We start from the raw sequence: 15,640 nt of genomic DNA, 5'->3' as shown, positions 1-15,640 counted from the left end.
CAGTAGGCTCAGCGGGTGTCGGGGAGGTTGTGGCGGCGCCGGATCAGACGGTATGCGGCCGTGCGGGCCTCCTGGAGCAGCTGCCCCTGGAACTCTGCGTCGGAGAAGTAGCGTTCGGTGAACTTGGTGTCCGCCTCGGCCCGTTCGATCATGATGTCACGGAATCTCTTGTTGAAGGGATGCTCGAAGTCGCCCTCGTTCCGGGCGGCAAGGGCGGCATCCTCCAGATCCGGATCTTCTGCTGCGGCGACGATGCGCTCTTCGTACATCACGCGGTCAGCCTCGTTCAGCCCGAGGCCGTGGCGGACATTGAACTCCTCGATGAGCTCGGAGAGGAGGACCTTGTCTGGGTCTCGGTGGCTGCCCGCGCCTTCGGCACCGTACGGGCCGAGGTCTTCGACGTCCGCGTCAGTGAGGCTGATGTCGTAGTCACCTACCTTCGTGACCCGCATGTGAGTGAGGTCCATCTCCCCTACGTCGAGGGAGGGGTCGTACGGCGGCGGTGGCAAGATGTTGGCGAGATGCTTGCCGTAGAGGTAGAGACGTTCGAGGCCGATGTCGACGCGCGGCATGAGCTGGGACAGGAAGCCGTACTGGCGTAGGAAGGCGCGCAGGTCGGCGCGAAACTCCTCGGCGGCCTCACCGTTCTGTTCCTGGCGCTCGACAAAGCGGGCGCGGGCGGCGTCGGTGTGGCGGTAGAGGGCCGCGTGCGCTTTCTCCCAGCGGCGGGCGCCCGGCTCACCGACGGTGGCGGACCCGTCGGCCGCCTGCGCCGTGGCCAGGGCCCGGACGAAGGCATCCATCTCGTCCTCGTACAGCAACTGGTGGGCCATCACCTTGCGCTGGGAACCGTAGAGAAGGTTGACATCGGCAGGCTCGGTGCGAGCTTCCTTGAAGTAGGGGGCGTACTCTTTCTTGATGTCCTCAGGGTCATTGACGAAGTCCAGGACGAACAGATCCTCCTGGCTTTTACGTGGGTGGGTACGGTTGAGGCGAGAGAGGGTCTGGACGGCGGCGACGTCGGTCAGTGGCTTCTCGATGTACATGTGGGTGAGAAGCGGCTGGTCGAAGCCGGTCTGGTACTTCTCCGCGACGACGAGGAAGCGGTACTCGGTGCGCAGCGGCGCGCCGCCCGGCTTTCCGGTCCGCAGGGCGGCGTAGCGGTCGTCGGCGCGGGTGTAGGCGAAGGCGTCGGGGAGTTCTTTCTCGGAAACGCCGTTGAGCTCGGCCTCGGTGACCTTGACTTTGGTGACAACCCCGTCGATCTCCTTCTCCACCTCCAGCTCCCCGGAGAAGGCGACGAGCACGCCGAGGTCCGCGCAGTCCAGGTCCTTAGTGGCCTGCACCAGATGCTTGTACATCTCGTACGCGGCTGGCCGGGACCGGGTGACCACCATTGCTTTGGCCCGCCCGCCGAGCCTGCGGCGGCCGTGCACTGCGAAGTGCTCGACGATGATCTCGGCGTGTTGGGCGAGGGTGGTTGGGTTGAGATAGACGAACTTGGCGAGTTCGCTCTTGGCTTTGTGCTCGTCCACCTCGATCTCTTCGGCACCGTCCTTGGCGACCCGCCAATGGGTCGTATAGCGGGTGTAGTTGCGCAGGGGATCGAGGATGAAGCCCTCCTCGATGGCCTGTTTCATGGAGTAGATGTGGAACCCGCGCTTGAGCTTGGTGTCGGGATCGGTGACGCCGAAGAGGTTGAGGGTCTTCTTCTTGGGCGTCGCGGTAAAGGCGAAGTACGACAACATCGGGTGCATCTGGCGTGCGGCAGCGGAAGAGGTCAGGAACTCCTCCTCGTCCTTGCCGGCCTTCTCCTCTGCTCCGAGTCCGCGCAATACCTTGCGCATCTTTGGCACAGAGCTGCCGGTCTGGCCGGAGTGAGCCTCGTCCACGATGATTGCGATCCGCTTGTCCTTGAGGCCGGTGACGCCTTCGAGGATGTAGGGGAAGGTCTGCGCCGTGACGATTATGATCTTCGTGCCGGTGTCACCAAGGGCTTGGGCGACCTGCTGAGACTTGGCGCCTTCGGTTCCCTTGACTGGGCGGACTACGCCCGGCGTGTGGTCGAACTGGTAGATGGTGTCCTGAAGCTGGTCGTCCAGGACGGTCCGGTCCGTGACGACCACGATCTTGTGGAAGAGAGGCTTGTCGGCCTCGATACGCCCCTCAGAGACCGCTTTCGGATCGAGTGCGCCTGGCTCGGCGGAGCCGTGCAGCACGGACAGGTGGTGGGCGAGCCAGCCGATGGTGTTGGATTTGCCTGAACCGGCGGAGTGCTCGACGAGATAGTTCTGGCCCGAGCCGTGGTAGGCGGCGTGGGCGGTGAGGCGGCGGACGGCGTCCCACTGGTGGTAACGGGGGAAGATCAGGGGCCGGTCGTGCACGGACACACGACGCGGCCGGCCGCTCTTCGCGGCGCCCTTCTTGTTCCTCGGGTCCTCGACGTGCAAGAAACGCTTGATGATTGCCATCCAGTTGTCCGGCTGCCAGACCTCCTCCCAGAGGTAGGCGGTGCGGTAAGCCGGCCCCTTCTCACGGTCGGGAAGGGGCGGGTTGCCTGCGCCTCCAGGATTGCCGGGCCCCTTCGACCCCTGGTTGAAGGGGAGGAAGAGCGTCTTCTCGCCCTTGAGACGTGTGGCGAGGAAGACGAGCATCTCGTCGACCGCGAAGTGCACGAGGGCCCGCTTGGCGAAGATCAGGTCCTTCGGATTGCGGGTGGTGCGGTACTGGCGCTTCGCGTCCTCGACGTTCTGGGGGTTTTGGGACGCCGAGCTCTTGAGCTCGGCCGTCGCGAGGGGAAGCCCGTTCAGGAATAGCACCAGGTCGAGTTCACGGGTGTGGTCGGGTGAATAGCGTAGGCGTGGGGTCACCGTCAGGCGGTTGCACCGGTAGTTGTGGAACGCATTATCGGCGATGGCGTGCGCTGGCAGGAAGTAGGCAAGCTCAATGTGCAGGCCGCGGTCCTTGACGCCATTGCGCAGCACGTCGAGCGTGCCGCGTGCGTCGATCTCGCGGGCGAGCAGCTTGCCGAACTCACGCATGGCGACGTCGGTGGCCTCGGGGCTCTCTGCCTCGCCGGTGAACTCTTTGAGCCGCTCCAGGATGGCGGGCTGCGTGGCGTCGAGGAAGGTCCGCAATTGGGCCGTGTCGAGACCGAGCTCGGCGTTGTAGGCGCTCTGCCCTCGCTCGCCCTCGTGCCAGCCGGAGGCGGTGAGGGCCCCGACGATGGTCCGCTCAAAGGCGTACTCGGAGTCGGGGCGTCGCTGTGCGAAGGCGGCGGGGGCGTTGGCGAGGGTCACGGGGCCTCCACTCCTCGGGCGGTGATGACGTCGAGCTGACCAGTTACCGCTGCGGTGATGACGGCCTGGCGGCGTTCGGCGAGCACATCGAGTTGGCGTTGGAGAAGCGCCTTAGCCTCCCGGTCAGTCTGCGCTGCCGCGTCGAGCATCTCAATGAGCTTTCGCTGAGTGGCTGGGTCAGGGAACGGAAAGCGCTGCGGGCGGAGTTGCTCACGAGTGAGGTGGGTCATGGTGCTCGCATTACCTTGCACTGCGAACACGCGGAGCCGTTCGGCCACCAGCAGGCAGTAATACAGCCAGCGCGGAAGATCAGTCCCACGAGGGCGGATGCGGTGCAGCGCCTTCTGGTAGAACATCTCGGGAACCTGTCCGTCCCAGACGGCAGCTCGGCCTGGCCAGCTGCCGCCTTCACACACGAGCACGTCGCCCGCGCGCAGGCGATAGCGCCGTCTCTCGTGCGGTGGGAAATTCATATACGCCAACTCTTCCGCGTCCACCTGGTCCCATTGCACGTTGGCGACGCGGAGATAAGGGAACAGATGTTGCCCCTTTGTCCGTTCCTCATTGAGCATCTTGCCGAGTTCTACCTCGAAATGGTGCGAGACGGCCGCGACCCGCCATGAGGCGGGGACTGTTCCGAGCCATGAGAGTCCGCTTTCCTTGCGGGGACCATCTACGCGCTGTCCGCGTACAGTAGCGTAGGCGCGCGAGATCGCGGATTCGTCGATCAGGTTCACCTGCCGTTCGCGGAGGTTGTAGATTTGATCCATGCGAGCTGTCTCGGCGTCGAGGAAATCGACAATTCGGCGCTGTTCCTCTAGTGAGGGCAAGGGCACCCTCAACTGTTCGACGTCTGGCATATAGATCGTCTTGTGGGTGGATCCAGCTGCGATCCGCTTGAGGTCCGGAGCCATCGCTCGCAGTGCATGGAGCAGAAAACGGGGATCGAGTCGCGGTCCGCAAGTCCAAGTCACGAAGTCCTGACTTGTGGCCATGTCGCGTCCCATTATTGCCGAAAATCCAACTGACGCGGTACGGGAGAGAATAACAGTGCCTGCAGGATGCCTGACCGCGGCAGAGTTTGCCTCCCCGAGTTTACTGATCTGCTCCTTCGTATCTGTGATGACATCAACTTGGTTGCTGCGTAGCTGCCAAACATCAGCCAAGGTAATCCACGGAATGGTGCAGTCTTGCCAATACTCGGGCTTGCTTCGGCTTGGGGTGTGGCCAGACCCCAGTCGCGCTACAAGGCGAATTGGCACCGTAGGCCAGTGCGAATTGGCGAGCCACGGAGCGATTTGAATTACGCTCACTTCGCCACCTTGCCCAACAGTCCTTGAATTTGTGCCTCAAGCCCGCTCAGCTCCGCGTCGATCGCCGCAAGCGGGCGCGGTGGCTCGTACACGTAGAAGTGACGGGTGAACGGGATCTCGTAGCCGATCTTCGTCTTCTCGTGGTCGATCCATGCGTCGGGCACGTGCGGGAGTACCTCGTCCTTGAGGTATTGATCCACGTCCTGGTCCAGCGGCACGTTCTCGTAGTCGCGCAGTTCCGGGTCCGGTTCCGGTTCGCCCTTCTTCATCTGGATCTCGCCCTCTGGGTCGCGCACACCGATGACCTCGCGCAGCGCCTTCTGGAAAGCGGTATTGCGGCTCCACGGGATGCCAGCCTTGGCGAGGGCCGCGTTGACCGCCGCCCAAGCGGGCTTCTTCCCCGGCCACGTCTTTCCGAGAAGCGATTTCAGGGCATCCGTGAAGTGCTCGACCCCGACCTCCCCGAAGTGCTTGATCATGCCCTTTGACTCGCGGGCCTCCTCCAGCGTCTCCTCGGTGACTTCGAAGCGCAGCTTCAGTGGCCGTTCGACGGTGATTCGCTGGTAGCCGAAGTCGTCGTTGGCGAAGACCTTGACCTTGCCGTGGAAAGCGTGGGATTCGTTCTCGGCGATCTCTGGGCCCTCGGCATACAGCTTCATCACATGTGTGATTTGCTCCTCGCTGATCACCTTCCGCTTGTCCCCGAGGGACTTGCGCATCTTGACCCACTGGTCGCGGGCGTCGATCAGCATGACCTTGCCCTTGTGGGCTGGGTCCTTGCGGTTTGTGAGGATCCAGAAGTACGTGGAGATGCCGGTGTTGTAGAAGAGCTGGTCGGGGAGTGCGACCACAGCCTCCAGCCAGTCTTTCGTGAGAATCCAACGGCGAATCTCGGATTCGCCGGAACCTGCCGCACCGCTGAAGAGCGGCGAGCCATTGAAGACGATGCCGATGCGACTGCCGCCCTCCTCCACGGGCCGCATCTTGGAGATCATGTGCTGGAGGAACAGCAGCGAGCCGTCGCTGATGCGCGGGGTGCCGGCGCCGAAGCGGCCTCGGTGCCCCAGGTTGTCCCGCTCGTCCTCGACCTCCTTCTGGACCTTCTTCCACGCGACACCGAACGGCGGGTTGGAGAGCATGTAGTCGAAGCGGAAGTCCTCGAACTTGTCGTCGCTAAGGGTGTTGCCCAGCTGAATGCGCTCGATGTCCTGGTTCTTGATCATCATGTCGGAGCGGCAGATAGCCCAGGACTCGGGGTTGAGTTCCTGCCCGAACACATACACGTCGGCCTTTGTGTTGTGCTCGTGGATCACGTCTTGACCCGCGTTGAGCATGCCGCCCGTGCCGCACGTCGGGTCGTAGATGGTGCGCGTGGGTCTGCCGACCTTGAGTTCACCGAGGTCCGGGGTGATGAGGAGGCGGGTGATCAGCTGGATAACCTCGCGCGGTGTGAAGTGCTCACCGGCGGTTTCGTTGGACTCCTCGGAGAACTTCCTGATGAGTTCCTCGAAGGCGTACCCCATGACGTGGTTGGGGATCGCCTTCGGGTGAAGGTTGTAACCAGCAAAAGCGGACACGACCTTGTGGAGGAGCTTCGTGTCCACAAGGTGCTGGATCTGCTCCTCGAAGCGAAACTTCAGGAACACGTCGTAGGCATCCGGTGAGAATGCCTGGACGTACTGCGGCAGATTGGCTTTCTCTTCCTCGTGGCCGCTCACGATAGAGGCGAGCGTGAGGCGCGTCGTGTTGTAGAAGGAATGGCCGGACTTGGCTGGCAGGAATGGGTGAGGGTTTCTTCCCAGAGCCGTCAGCCGCCTGAACTCGGAGACTACCTCGTTCCGCGTTGGCGCCAGCACGCATTCAAGGCGTCGCAGCACAGTGAACGGCAGGATCACCTTGCCATAGTCCGAGCGCTTGTACTCGCCCCGCAACAAGTCCGCCACCTCCCAGATGAGGTTCGCGAGCTTCGTCGCCTGTGCGTACTCCGCGGCTGCCTGGGCCTTCGGATCAGTCACCACGTACGTACGTCCTTACAAATCTTGGGAGTTGGGGTTAGAGGAACTCGTGACACCGGGAGAGCCGGAGGCCGGTGGTGGCAAGAGCGGGGATTCACCGAGCAACGTGGGGCCGTGCACTGGCTGGTGCATCGTGAGCCTCCGCACTGCCCTGGCCGCGCAGTGCCCCCGCCACCGCCTCGGTGGCATCCCTGGCCAGATCCTGCCCCATATCGTGCGCCGTGCGCAGGAGGCGGCTGAAGTCGGCCACGGCGCGGAACGCTGCGCCGTACGCGCGCTGCCGGTCAATGGGAAACAGAGGGACACGGACGCGGCGCGGGTCCAGGCGAGTGTGGGAGCCGAGACTGCTGGTGGTGGAGGCGGCCTGGTGCGCTCCTTCCACGCTGGAGAGGAAGCCGGCCAGGTACCAGGGATCCAGGATGTCGGTGTTAGCCACGCGGATGTGGTGAAGGGTGGCCGCCGGGTAGGCGTCCGCATCCTCGTCGGTGGCGACGCGGGCTACGACGCTGCGGGCGGTGACGGGCAGCAGGACGTCACCAACGCGCACCGGCTGGTGCTGGACGATGTCGTCGGGGGCCGGACCGATCTCGGACGGCGGTCGACCGGTCACGACGTCTCGCGCGGTGAGGAAGAGAGCCTCCCCGGGGCCAGGGGCGGGGGGCGGAGCGGAGCCGGTCTGTCCACGATGGACATCGGCAGCTGGACGGTGGCGCTCCGTGTGGGCGGGGCGGCGCAGCACCACGACGCCGCTCTTGGCCAACTCGGCGAGGGTGGCGACGCGGACGCCCGCGCGCGCCGCCTCGGTCAGGTCCGGCAGGCCAGGGAGCGCGCCGACGGCGGGCAGCGCGGACCTGAGCGCGCGTAGAGTCTCGTCCAAGGCGGTGCGGCCCGCGTCCAGGGTTTCGGCACTCACACCGAGTGTGGCGGACTGGGGTAGATGGCGGCGGGGAGTCAGGTCGACATCGTCGTCGAGGAGATCCATCACGGGGACCAGTCGAGCCACGCCGGGGCGTGCCGGGAACGAGGAGTCATCGTCATCGGCTGCCGCCACGTACCGCGCCCAGAGATCCTGGATCAGCATGCTCGGGTCCTGCTCCTCCCCGCTGTCTGCCAACAGGACGCGGGCAGGGGGAAGTTCACCCGGTTCGGGGCGGCGCAGAACCCAGATCTGCAGGGCGAGTGCGTAGTGGGCCGCGTACCCAGCAGGGAGGGAAATCACCGCGCGTAGTGCTCCGCGGCGCAGCAGTTCTTGGCGGATGCGGCGACCGGACGGACGGAAGGCGACACCCGGGGGCAGGAGGAGGACCACGGGTGCGCCCGGAGCGGCATGGACTAGGGCCTGCTGTATCCAAGCCAGTTCCGACTCACTGCGCGGTGGGATGCCGTACTCCCAGCCCACATGGTCGACGAGCTCTTCGTGACCCCAGTTGCGGTCGGCGAATGGCGGGTGACCGACGACGGCCGCCGCACGCCCGGGGCGGAACGCGGGGCGCCGTAGGTAATCGCCGGTGTGCACGTCGAAGGAGACGGCCGTCGCTACCGGATCGGTGTTGCGGAAAGCCAGGCGGAGGGCGGCGAGGAGGGCGAGGGAGTGGCTGAGCTCCTGGCCCTGGACGCGGGTGGCGCCCCTGTCGGCGGCGGCAAGGAGGAAGGTTCCACTGCCGCAGGAGGCGTCGAGGACCGCACCGTCGGTGGGCGGCCCAGCGAGGGTGACCATAAGGTCGGCGAGTTCACGGGGGGTGGCCGCCAGGCCGGAGCGTGAGCCCTGGTGCAGGAAACGGGCGCACAGGTCGTCGAAAGTGGTGCGCGCGCCGTCGGCCGTCGCGGCCTCGGCGGCCGTGACCAGGAGGGAGAGCAGCCGGGCGCCGAGCTCGTACTGAAGGGCGCTGAGAAGTTCGCCGAGACTGCCGACCGTACCGCCGAGCGCCTCGGCAAAGGTGTGCTCGGCTCGCTCCATCAGCTGGACCAGGCCCGCCTTGTCCCGCGGGCTCTGTGCCCCGGGGTGGCGGTGGAGGTGGAACAGAAGCAGGCCGGTGAGGGCCAGGGCGTCCTCGGCAGCACTGCCGGCCCTTGCGGATTCAAAGCTCTGCCACAGCCGCTCGGCCACCGCGATATGCCGTGCTTTGCCCTGGCGTCCGAGCCATTCTTCGACCTCGGCGAGGTCGAAGCGGGGACTGCGGTCGGTGCCGCTAACGGGTTGGGGGAAGTCGTCGTGCCGCTTGCGCCAGTTGCTGACGGCGGTCGGTTTCACCTCGGCGAGCCGGGCGATGTCCGCCGCGGTCACCTCCACTCGGCCTGTCGTCATGCTCCTCGGCTCCTCGTCTTCCGGCAGCTCGGGGGTGGTGCGCGGTCGACCCTACGCGAATTCATGCGTGAGGAACAGGATCACAGTAGCGTCATCTCTAGATCACAAATGCTGGTTGGCTATATTCACACTCGCGCGATACGGTCTCACCACGGTCGCTCAAGGTGGCCGCAGCGACGGGTGGGGTGTGCCGTGGGCACCGCAGTGGCCGAGGGAGACGGACCGTGCAGGACAGAGGCAGGGACGGGGCAGCGATGCCGGAGTGGCCACCGCCGGAGGGGATGACCGGTAGCGGCGCGCTGATCCGGGTGCAGGCTTCGCACGCGGCTGAAGAGCGGCATACCTGCCTGCGCTTTGCGGAGGGCAAAACCCGGCCGAATGCCTGGCCGGGCCGCCGTGTCGAGCGGCCGAAGCCGTATCTGGAGAACTTCGTCCTTGGCCTCGTTCTGGCCGCCGTGCGGCTCGTCGAGTGCGAGGGTATGGTCCCGCAGGACGCCGTGCGGCAGACCGAGGACTGCGCGCGGCGCTCCCTACACCAGGCCCAGCGCCGTTTCCTGCGGCACGCTGTCGAGCGGTGGCTCGATCGTGATCGGCCCAAGGACGCGCCGCCGGTGATTCCTGCCCCCGGCCCGTGGGTGCGGATGCGGGAGGTGGACGGGCGGACTTGGGAGCTGACGGGCTGGGGGGCCTGCCACCACAACCCGGGACGGCGGCTGCGCGAGTTCTCCTTCCTCTGCTACGGCAGCGCCGATCCCCGGTCTGTCCCGAAGGACCGGGTCGCGATTGCCGCCCTCGCCGCCGCCTTCGGGGAACCCGCACGGCAGGGTGCCAAGCCCTGGCACCCGTACCAGCTCCTTGGCACAGAGCCTGTCGACCATGTGCGCGTGGCTCTCACCGGGCTGCATGACGGCTCGTACCGGCTCCTCTTTGAGGGCGGGCCCGAACAGGTCCGCGCCTACTACGAGCAGCATGCCGAAGGGCGCGTCAAGGAGATCGTGGGTGGCGGCCCCGCGACGCCCGGCGGCAGCTGCGCGGGCTGCCGCCGCCTGGAGACCTGTGATGCTCCGGTTCGTCTGCCCGGCCTGCTCGGCATTCCAGCCGGCCGAGGCCCCTTCCCGCTGCGGGAGCTGTCCGCCAGCCATCTGCGCTACCACCGCAAGTGCCCGCAGATGTACTTCTCCTACGCCCAGCACCTTCCCCGCACCCGTGAGTACTCGCCGGAGAACCAGCTCGGCAAGGCCGTCCACGCCCACCTGGAGGCAAACCACAGGAGCGGTCTCCTGACGCCGTGCGGGGGTGCGGACATGCCCTGGGGCGATACCGCCTGGGGTGACGGGGAGCTGCGCATGACTGGCGAGTGGGCGCGCACCGGGTCCCGGATGCTCGCCCAGCACATCGACATGTGCCCGTTACTCAACGACGGTGTCACGGCCGTGGTGCCCGAGCCCCTGCGAGCCTTCTACGACCCGCACGCTCATGTCGTCCTGATCGTGAAACCGGACCTGCTCTACGCGGAGCACGGCTCGTGGGTGTGGCGCGAGACCAAGACCACGCAGAGCGCGGACGCCTGGATGGGCCGGGACCCCTTCACCACCGACCCCCAACTTGCCCTGGCCGTAATCCTTCTAGCTGAAGGAGCCTTCGGCGGCGACCCGGCGGGCTCGCGGGTCGAGCTGGAGGTGCTGCGGCCGGACAGCGGCGACCCCTCATACATCGAGCCGTACAACGAGCCCGAGCGCGTCGAGGCCGCCCGTCGGCTCGTGCGGGAGTACGTCGAGCCCTGGCGCGGCGACGAGGTCTTCACGCCCAGGCCCGGCACCCACTGCCGTACCTGCCCTGTCACCGAGTGGTGCGCGAGCGCCCCCGAGGAGGTGCGTCGTGGCCGCCGTTGAACCCCCGGATGTCGCAGGTGCCGAGTCCGAGCGGCTGCTGAGGCTGGTCGCCACCGCTTTGGTACGGCTGTCTCAGCTGCGCACGCCCGGCGATCCCGTCTACCCCGACGTCGTGCAGGCCGCCTACAACCATCTCGTCCTCGTCTGCCTGCGCACCGGGCGTACGGCCCCCGGCAGCGTGCCGCAGCTCGCCCGGTGGGCGGCTGCGCGCCCACTGGCAGACTGGTGGCCGTTCCCTCTAGAAGACAAGCACATCAGTGACCTGCGGCTGGTCGACACGCACACCGGCGCCCCCGCCCAGGAGTGCCTGGAGTGGGCCGTCTTCGCACCCGATCCGGCCGCCGAGCAGATCGAGAACGCACTGCTCAAAGTGGCGCTCACCCTCTGCCGGGCGGCCAAGGCCCCCGACTCCTACACCGCCTTCCGCAGGCTGCTCATCGAGCGCCCCGTCCTGACGGGTGTCGAACTTGCCCTGCTAAGCGTTGACTTGGACCTGTCGCTACTGCTCGACATAGTGAAGCGGTGCTACGAGCCGGTCACCGCCGCCTATATCAGCCATGGGCGGTGCACGCTGTGCGCCGGTTGCGGATGTCTGCTGGTGCCCTTGCGGGACGACGGATACGCCTGCACGCTCGACCGCTGCCGCAGGAGGCCCGTGGCCGTCGGAGAACGCCTCGACCCCGGGTCCGACGGCGGCCTGTACCTCCTCACCAGGCCGCTTCGCGTCTTCATCACTGGCCCCGGACTGGCTGAGACCGGCCTAGAACGGCGACTCGTGGGACTCGGCCTCGCCGTCGCGATGTGGCCCAACTTCGACGCGTACGACCTCCGTGTCGTCTTTCCCGACGGCCGGGCGTGGGGCATCGACGTCAAGGACCGAGCCAATCCTGCGCTGCTGGGCCGGACCACCACCGCCCTGCGCCGAGAACCGCCCTACGACCGGGGACTGCTCGTCGTGCCCTCCTACAGGTTCAAGGAGCGGGACGGCTACCGCGAAGTCTTCCACCACCATCTGCCCGAGGGAGTCGAAGGCCACGTCAGCCTGCTTACCGATGAGGAGGTCGTGCGACAGGCGAAAAGCACTCTGGCCCGCACCATGCGGCACACCGAGCCCGGAACCACCCGGCCGGCGCCCCGGACAGCACGGAGGGTAAAGCGAACGACACCAAAACCCCAGGAAGGAGAGCTCGATGCGTGACCGCAGCAGTTGGCACCGCGGGCTGACCGCCCCCTTGAAGGACGCATGGCAGGACGGACCCCGCTCCTTCAGCCCCGGCGATCTCCTTGATGTGGAACTCGGCCTGTACCTACTGGAGTCGGTCATGCCGAACCGGGCCGCCGTCGACACTTGGACACTCATCAGCGGCTACCCGTTCGGGGAGGCGTTCGGCGACATCACCACCGACGCTCAGCGACTGCGCGTCCGACGAGCCCGGCACTACCTGCTGCCCCTGCGCAGGCGCCGGGAATGGCTGCTCGCCCTGGAGTCCTACCTCGCCGTTCCCCAGGAACTGCGCGGATACCATCTCGTATCCGCGGAGTCCGTACCAATGCGGCGCTCGCCCGCGCGGGCCGCACGCCGCTTCGAGCGCTACGAGAAGGTGCTCGGTGAGCCGCCCCCGTACGCGCGACACCGACTGTCCCGCGCCCAGGCCGGAGACTATGTCTTCCCCGTCCGCAACCGCCGGTACGCCGTCACCTTCACCGAGGACCTAGTTCCGGACGGACCGACGGCCGCACATGACCTAGATGCGCCGCTGCCCGGAGAAGGCGAGCCGATCACCGTACGGTGGCGCGAGCTGGAAGCCGCCGCACGCCGCATGGACGTGATCGAGTCACATGCCCCGGACGTCGCACGCGGCCACTGGCTGCAGCGCCTGAAGCGCGTCGAACTGTTCGTACGAGACGAAGGACAAGGCAAGTTCGAGCAGAGCGACACCCTGCGTATCGACCGGCTCCTCCACCTCGTCGGCATGGTCGGCGCTGGCAAGAGCACCCTGCGCGACATCCTCACCTTCTGGGCCGCCACCGAACTCGGGCTGCGGATCACCATTGTCGTCGGCGATGTCGCCGAAGCTCTGTCCGTCACCGGACTCCTGGACCGCCTGGGCGTGCCGACCGCACCCGTACTCGGCCACTCCACGCGTGAACGCCACATCCAGCGACTTCACCGGCGTATCGCGTCGAATGGAGCCCCAAGCCTGCTCACCCACTGGCACGACGGCTTCAACCACGTCAACAGCGCCTGCCCACTCGACGCCCTGCGCGGCACGGAGGCGGAGCGACCACTGCGCGTCGGCGAGGCGCCGTGCGGAAGCCTGTACGAGGCGCGCCGGACATCCACAGAGGAGGCGGACCTGCGAGAAGGGCTGTTCGGCAAGGAGAGTTCCGAGACAGACCCCGATGGCCATGGTGAGGCTCTCGATGGAGCAGCGGCCGCTGACTCCGCCGCGAGTGCCGCCTCCACGGACGACGAACGGCCGCGGCGTCACAGCTGCCCCCTGTGGTCCAGATGCCCCCGCCATCACGCGGCCCGTCAACTAGTCGACGCCCGGGTGTGGGTGGCCACCCCCGCGAGTCTCGTCCACACGGCCGTGCCCGAACAGCTTCAGCAGCAGCGGCTGCGTTACCTCGAACTCGCATGCCGAATGAGCGACTTGGTCATCGTGGACGAGGCAGACCGGGTGCAAATGCAGCTCGACACGGCGTTCGCCCCAGCCACCACTCTCGCCGGCCGCGCCCCTAACTCGTGGATCGACGAGGTCGCTGCACACGCCCTTGCGGAACTCGCCGGTCAGGCGCGACTCCAGCTCTCGGCACGGGACATCGACGACTGGACGAACGCCACCCACACCGTGCGCCACGCCACCGACCGGCTGTACTCACGCCTCATTCAGAACCGCGCGCTGCGCCACTGGATCACCCAGGACTACTTCAGCGCGGTCACCCTCCACCAGTGGCTCATCAACGCATGGTTCCCCGACCTCAAAGACATCGACGAGACTGTTGTGTCCGAGGGCACTCCAGAGGCCCGGCGTCTTGCGCAGCGCGAGCGGATCGACGGCGTACTCAACCGCTTCCGTGACGACCCGCTCCAGCCCCGTACGGTGGCCACCGAACCTGAGACGGATCCGGCGGAGACCGCGCTCGTCAACGAGCTCATCCATCTCACGCTCGGTCTGCTGCACGCCCCTCACGGCTCTGACACCCGCACCCAGGTGCGGCCCGTGTTGGAGCGGCTCCTCAACGGAGCCGTACGACTCGACGACGGCCCCGACCCTCACGTGCCCCGGTTCGAACTCACCTTGGTCCTCGCCGCCCTGCACCACCGGCTCAACTTCATGACTGGGCTATGGCAGCGCGTTGAGGCGGTCCTCAACCTGGAGTCCGCCTCCAACGTGCTTTCCCGTCGCCCACCCCGCGACTACGAGCCCGCGATGCCCGAGTCACCCATGGGCAACGTCCTCGGCTTCCAGTTCCAGTTGGACGAGCGGAGGAAAGACGGCGAGCAGAGCGGCGAACTGCGCTTTTTTCGCTGTAACGGCGTTGGACGCGAACTACTGCTTGGCCTGCCCGACCTGCCAGCCGTCGACGGCAGGCCCGGCCCGCACCTGCTGCTGATGTCCGCCACCAGCTGGGCCGGCACCTCCAGCCGCTACCACGTGCACGCCGACGTCGATGCGGTGCTGCGCCCGCACCAGGAGGAGGTGCGAGCCATCCTCGACACCGAGTTCCGTAAGGAGTTTCTGTACTGGCCCGGAAGTACAAGACCGCTGCGGCTGTCCGGCTGCGACCCAGAGGAACGCCCGGCCGCCCTCGTCCAGATGCTGCACCAGCTCGCCGAGCCCGACCGCAGCCTCACCGGTTCGGTAAGCGCCCTCCAGCAAGAACTCGACGACATCGAAGACCCCGAGAGACGCCGCCTGCTGCTCCTTGTCGGCAGCTACGAGGAGGCCCGCAGGGCCGCCGCGTACCTCAACTCGATCCCGGAATGGGCCGGTCGGATCTCCCGACTTGTCTCCGACGACGCCGACCTTGACACGGCCTGGAGCGCCTTGCCGCGTACCGCCGAGGCGAAGGCTCTGCGCCGGGGCGACGTAGCGGGCTGGGCGAGCGGCGGCCAGGCCGACGGGGAACTCCTCGTCGCCCCGCTCCTCGCTGTCGAACGCGGCCACAACATCGTTGTCCCCGGAGGCAAGGCCGCTATCGGCACGGTCTACTTCCTGGCCCGCCCGCACCCTCGTCCCGACGACATCGCACTTGCCGTACAGGCCGTCAACGACTGGGCGGTACGGCAGATCCGTGGCCCAGGTAACGGCTTGCGGCATCTCGCTCGTCGGGAAGGCACACCCGACCGGGCTGGGCTCGCCTTCCGGCGCGACGCCCGCCGTGCCTGGAACCGTTTCCTGACCCGCCGACTGTCGTGGACCAGCCTCCCGAAGACTGAGAAGGAGGCGTTCACCTGGGACCAGCTGGTCGTAATGTGGCAGGTCATCGGCCGCCTCGTGCGGGGCGGAGTGCCCGCTCGCGTCGTATTCGTCGACGCCGCCTTCTCACCACGCGAGGCGGGCCTCGCGGCCACCGACACCCCCGCCACCAGCCTGCTGGAGAGCATGCGCGCACTCCTCGCTCCCTATTTCAGTACCGAATCCGCCGTACCCACGATCGACAAGTCCCTGGTCGAGGCTTTGTACGAGCCGTTGTACAAGGCATTGGCCGACATGGACTGACGTCCCACTGTCCCTCCCGCGCCGGCGCATTGATGCACTCTCACGCATCGCAGGGACGCTCACTGACGCTTCTGACCGACCCGAAC

The 15,640-nt window shown here is 66.7% G+C and carries 7 protein-coding genes; 3 read left to right on the top strand and 4 right to left on the bottom strand.

What is annotated here, in order from left to right; genetic code table 11:
- Positions 1-8: 8 nt before the first annotated feature.
- The 4 genes from ACIP4X_RS23045 to ACIP4X_RS23030 form a co-directional block, all read right to left on the bottom strand.
- On the bottom strand, positions 9-3,299 hold the full coding sequence (locus ACIP4X_RS23045) for a type I restriction endonuclease subunit R (protein ID WP_401350315.1): 3,291 nt from the start codon (positions 3,297-3,299) through the stop codon (positions 9-11).
- Positions 3,296-4,612 (bottom strand): restriction endonuclease subunit S, encoded by a 1,317-nt coding sequence (locus ACIP4X_RS23040; protein ID WP_401350312.1) that lies wholly within the window; start codon positions 4,610-4,612, stop codon positions 3,296-3,298. Before ACIP4X_RS23040 ends, ACIP4X_RS23045 begins: the two co-directional genes overlap by 4 nt.
- Positions 4,609-6,627, bottom strand: coding sequence for an N-6 DNA methylase (locus ACIP4X_RS23035; RefSeq protein WP_401350309.1), 2,019 nt, complete (start codon positions 6,625-6,627; stop codon positions 4,609-4,611). The genes ACIP4X_RS23040 and ACIP4X_RS23035 overlap by 4 nt, the downstream gene beginning before the upstream one ends.
- Before the next feature lie 94 nt (positions 6,628-6,721).
- Positions 6,722-8,932 (bottom strand): N-6 DNA methylase, encoded by a 2,211-nt coding sequence (locus ACIP4X_RS23030; RefSeq protein ID WP_401350307.1) that lies wholly within the window; start codon positions 8,930-8,932, stop codon positions 6,722-6,724.
- A 281-nt stretch (positions 8,933-9,213) separates the two neighbouring features.
- Between ACIP4X_RS23030 and ACIP4X_RS23025 the strand changes: the two genes are divergently transcribed.
- Genes ACIP4X_RS23025 through ACIP4X_RS23015 form a run of 3 tightly spaced genes read left to right on the top strand, consistent with a single transcriptional unit; the run spans position 9,214 to position 15,554 of the window.
- Entirely contained in the window at positions 9,214-10,824 is a 1,611-nt protein-coding gene (locus ACIP4X_RS23025; protein WP_401350305.1) for a PD-(D/E)XK nuclease family protein, read from the top strand.
- Positions 10,811-12,022, top strand: coding sequence for a hypothetical protein (locus ACIP4X_RS23020; RefSeq protein ID WP_401350302.1), 1,212 nt, complete (start codon positions 10,811-10,813; stop codon positions 12,020-12,022). The genes ACIP4X_RS23025 and ACIP4X_RS23020 overlap by 14 nt, the downstream gene beginning before the upstream one ends.
- Complete coding sequence (locus ACIP4X_RS23015; protein ID WP_401350299.1) at positions 12,015-15,554, top strand: signal recognition particle; 3,540 nt, start codon at positions 12,015-12,017, stop codon at positions 15,552-15,554. The genes ACIP4X_RS23020 and ACIP4X_RS23015 overlap by 8 nt, the downstream gene beginning before the upstream one ends.
- Positions 15,555-15,640: the final 86 nt, after the last annotated feature.

The sequence above is a fragment of the Streptomyces sp. NPDC088817 genome (genome assembly GCF_044750345.1).
Taxonomy (GTDB): Bacteria; Actinomycetota; Actinomycetes; order Streptomycetales; family Streptomycetaceae; genus Streptomyces.
Note: the sequence above shows the minus strand (reverse complement) of the source record. Positions and strands in the feature narration are given on the sequence as shown.

Bases quoted from the DNA above. Each gene is read 5' to 3' on its own strand.
- ACIP4X_RS23030 (WP_401350307.1), bottom strand. From the start codon at position 8,932: ATGACGACAGGCCGAGTGGAGGTGACCGCGGCGGACATCGCCCGGCTC.
- ACIP4X_RS23025 (WP_401350305.1), top strand. From the start codon at position 9,214: ATGACCGGTAGCGGCGCGCTGATCCGGGTGCAGGCTTCGCACGCGGCT.
- ACIP4X_RS23015 (WP_401350299.1), top strand. From the start codon at position 12,015: ATGCGTGACCGCAGCAGTTGGCACCGCGGGCTGACCGCCCCCTTGAAG.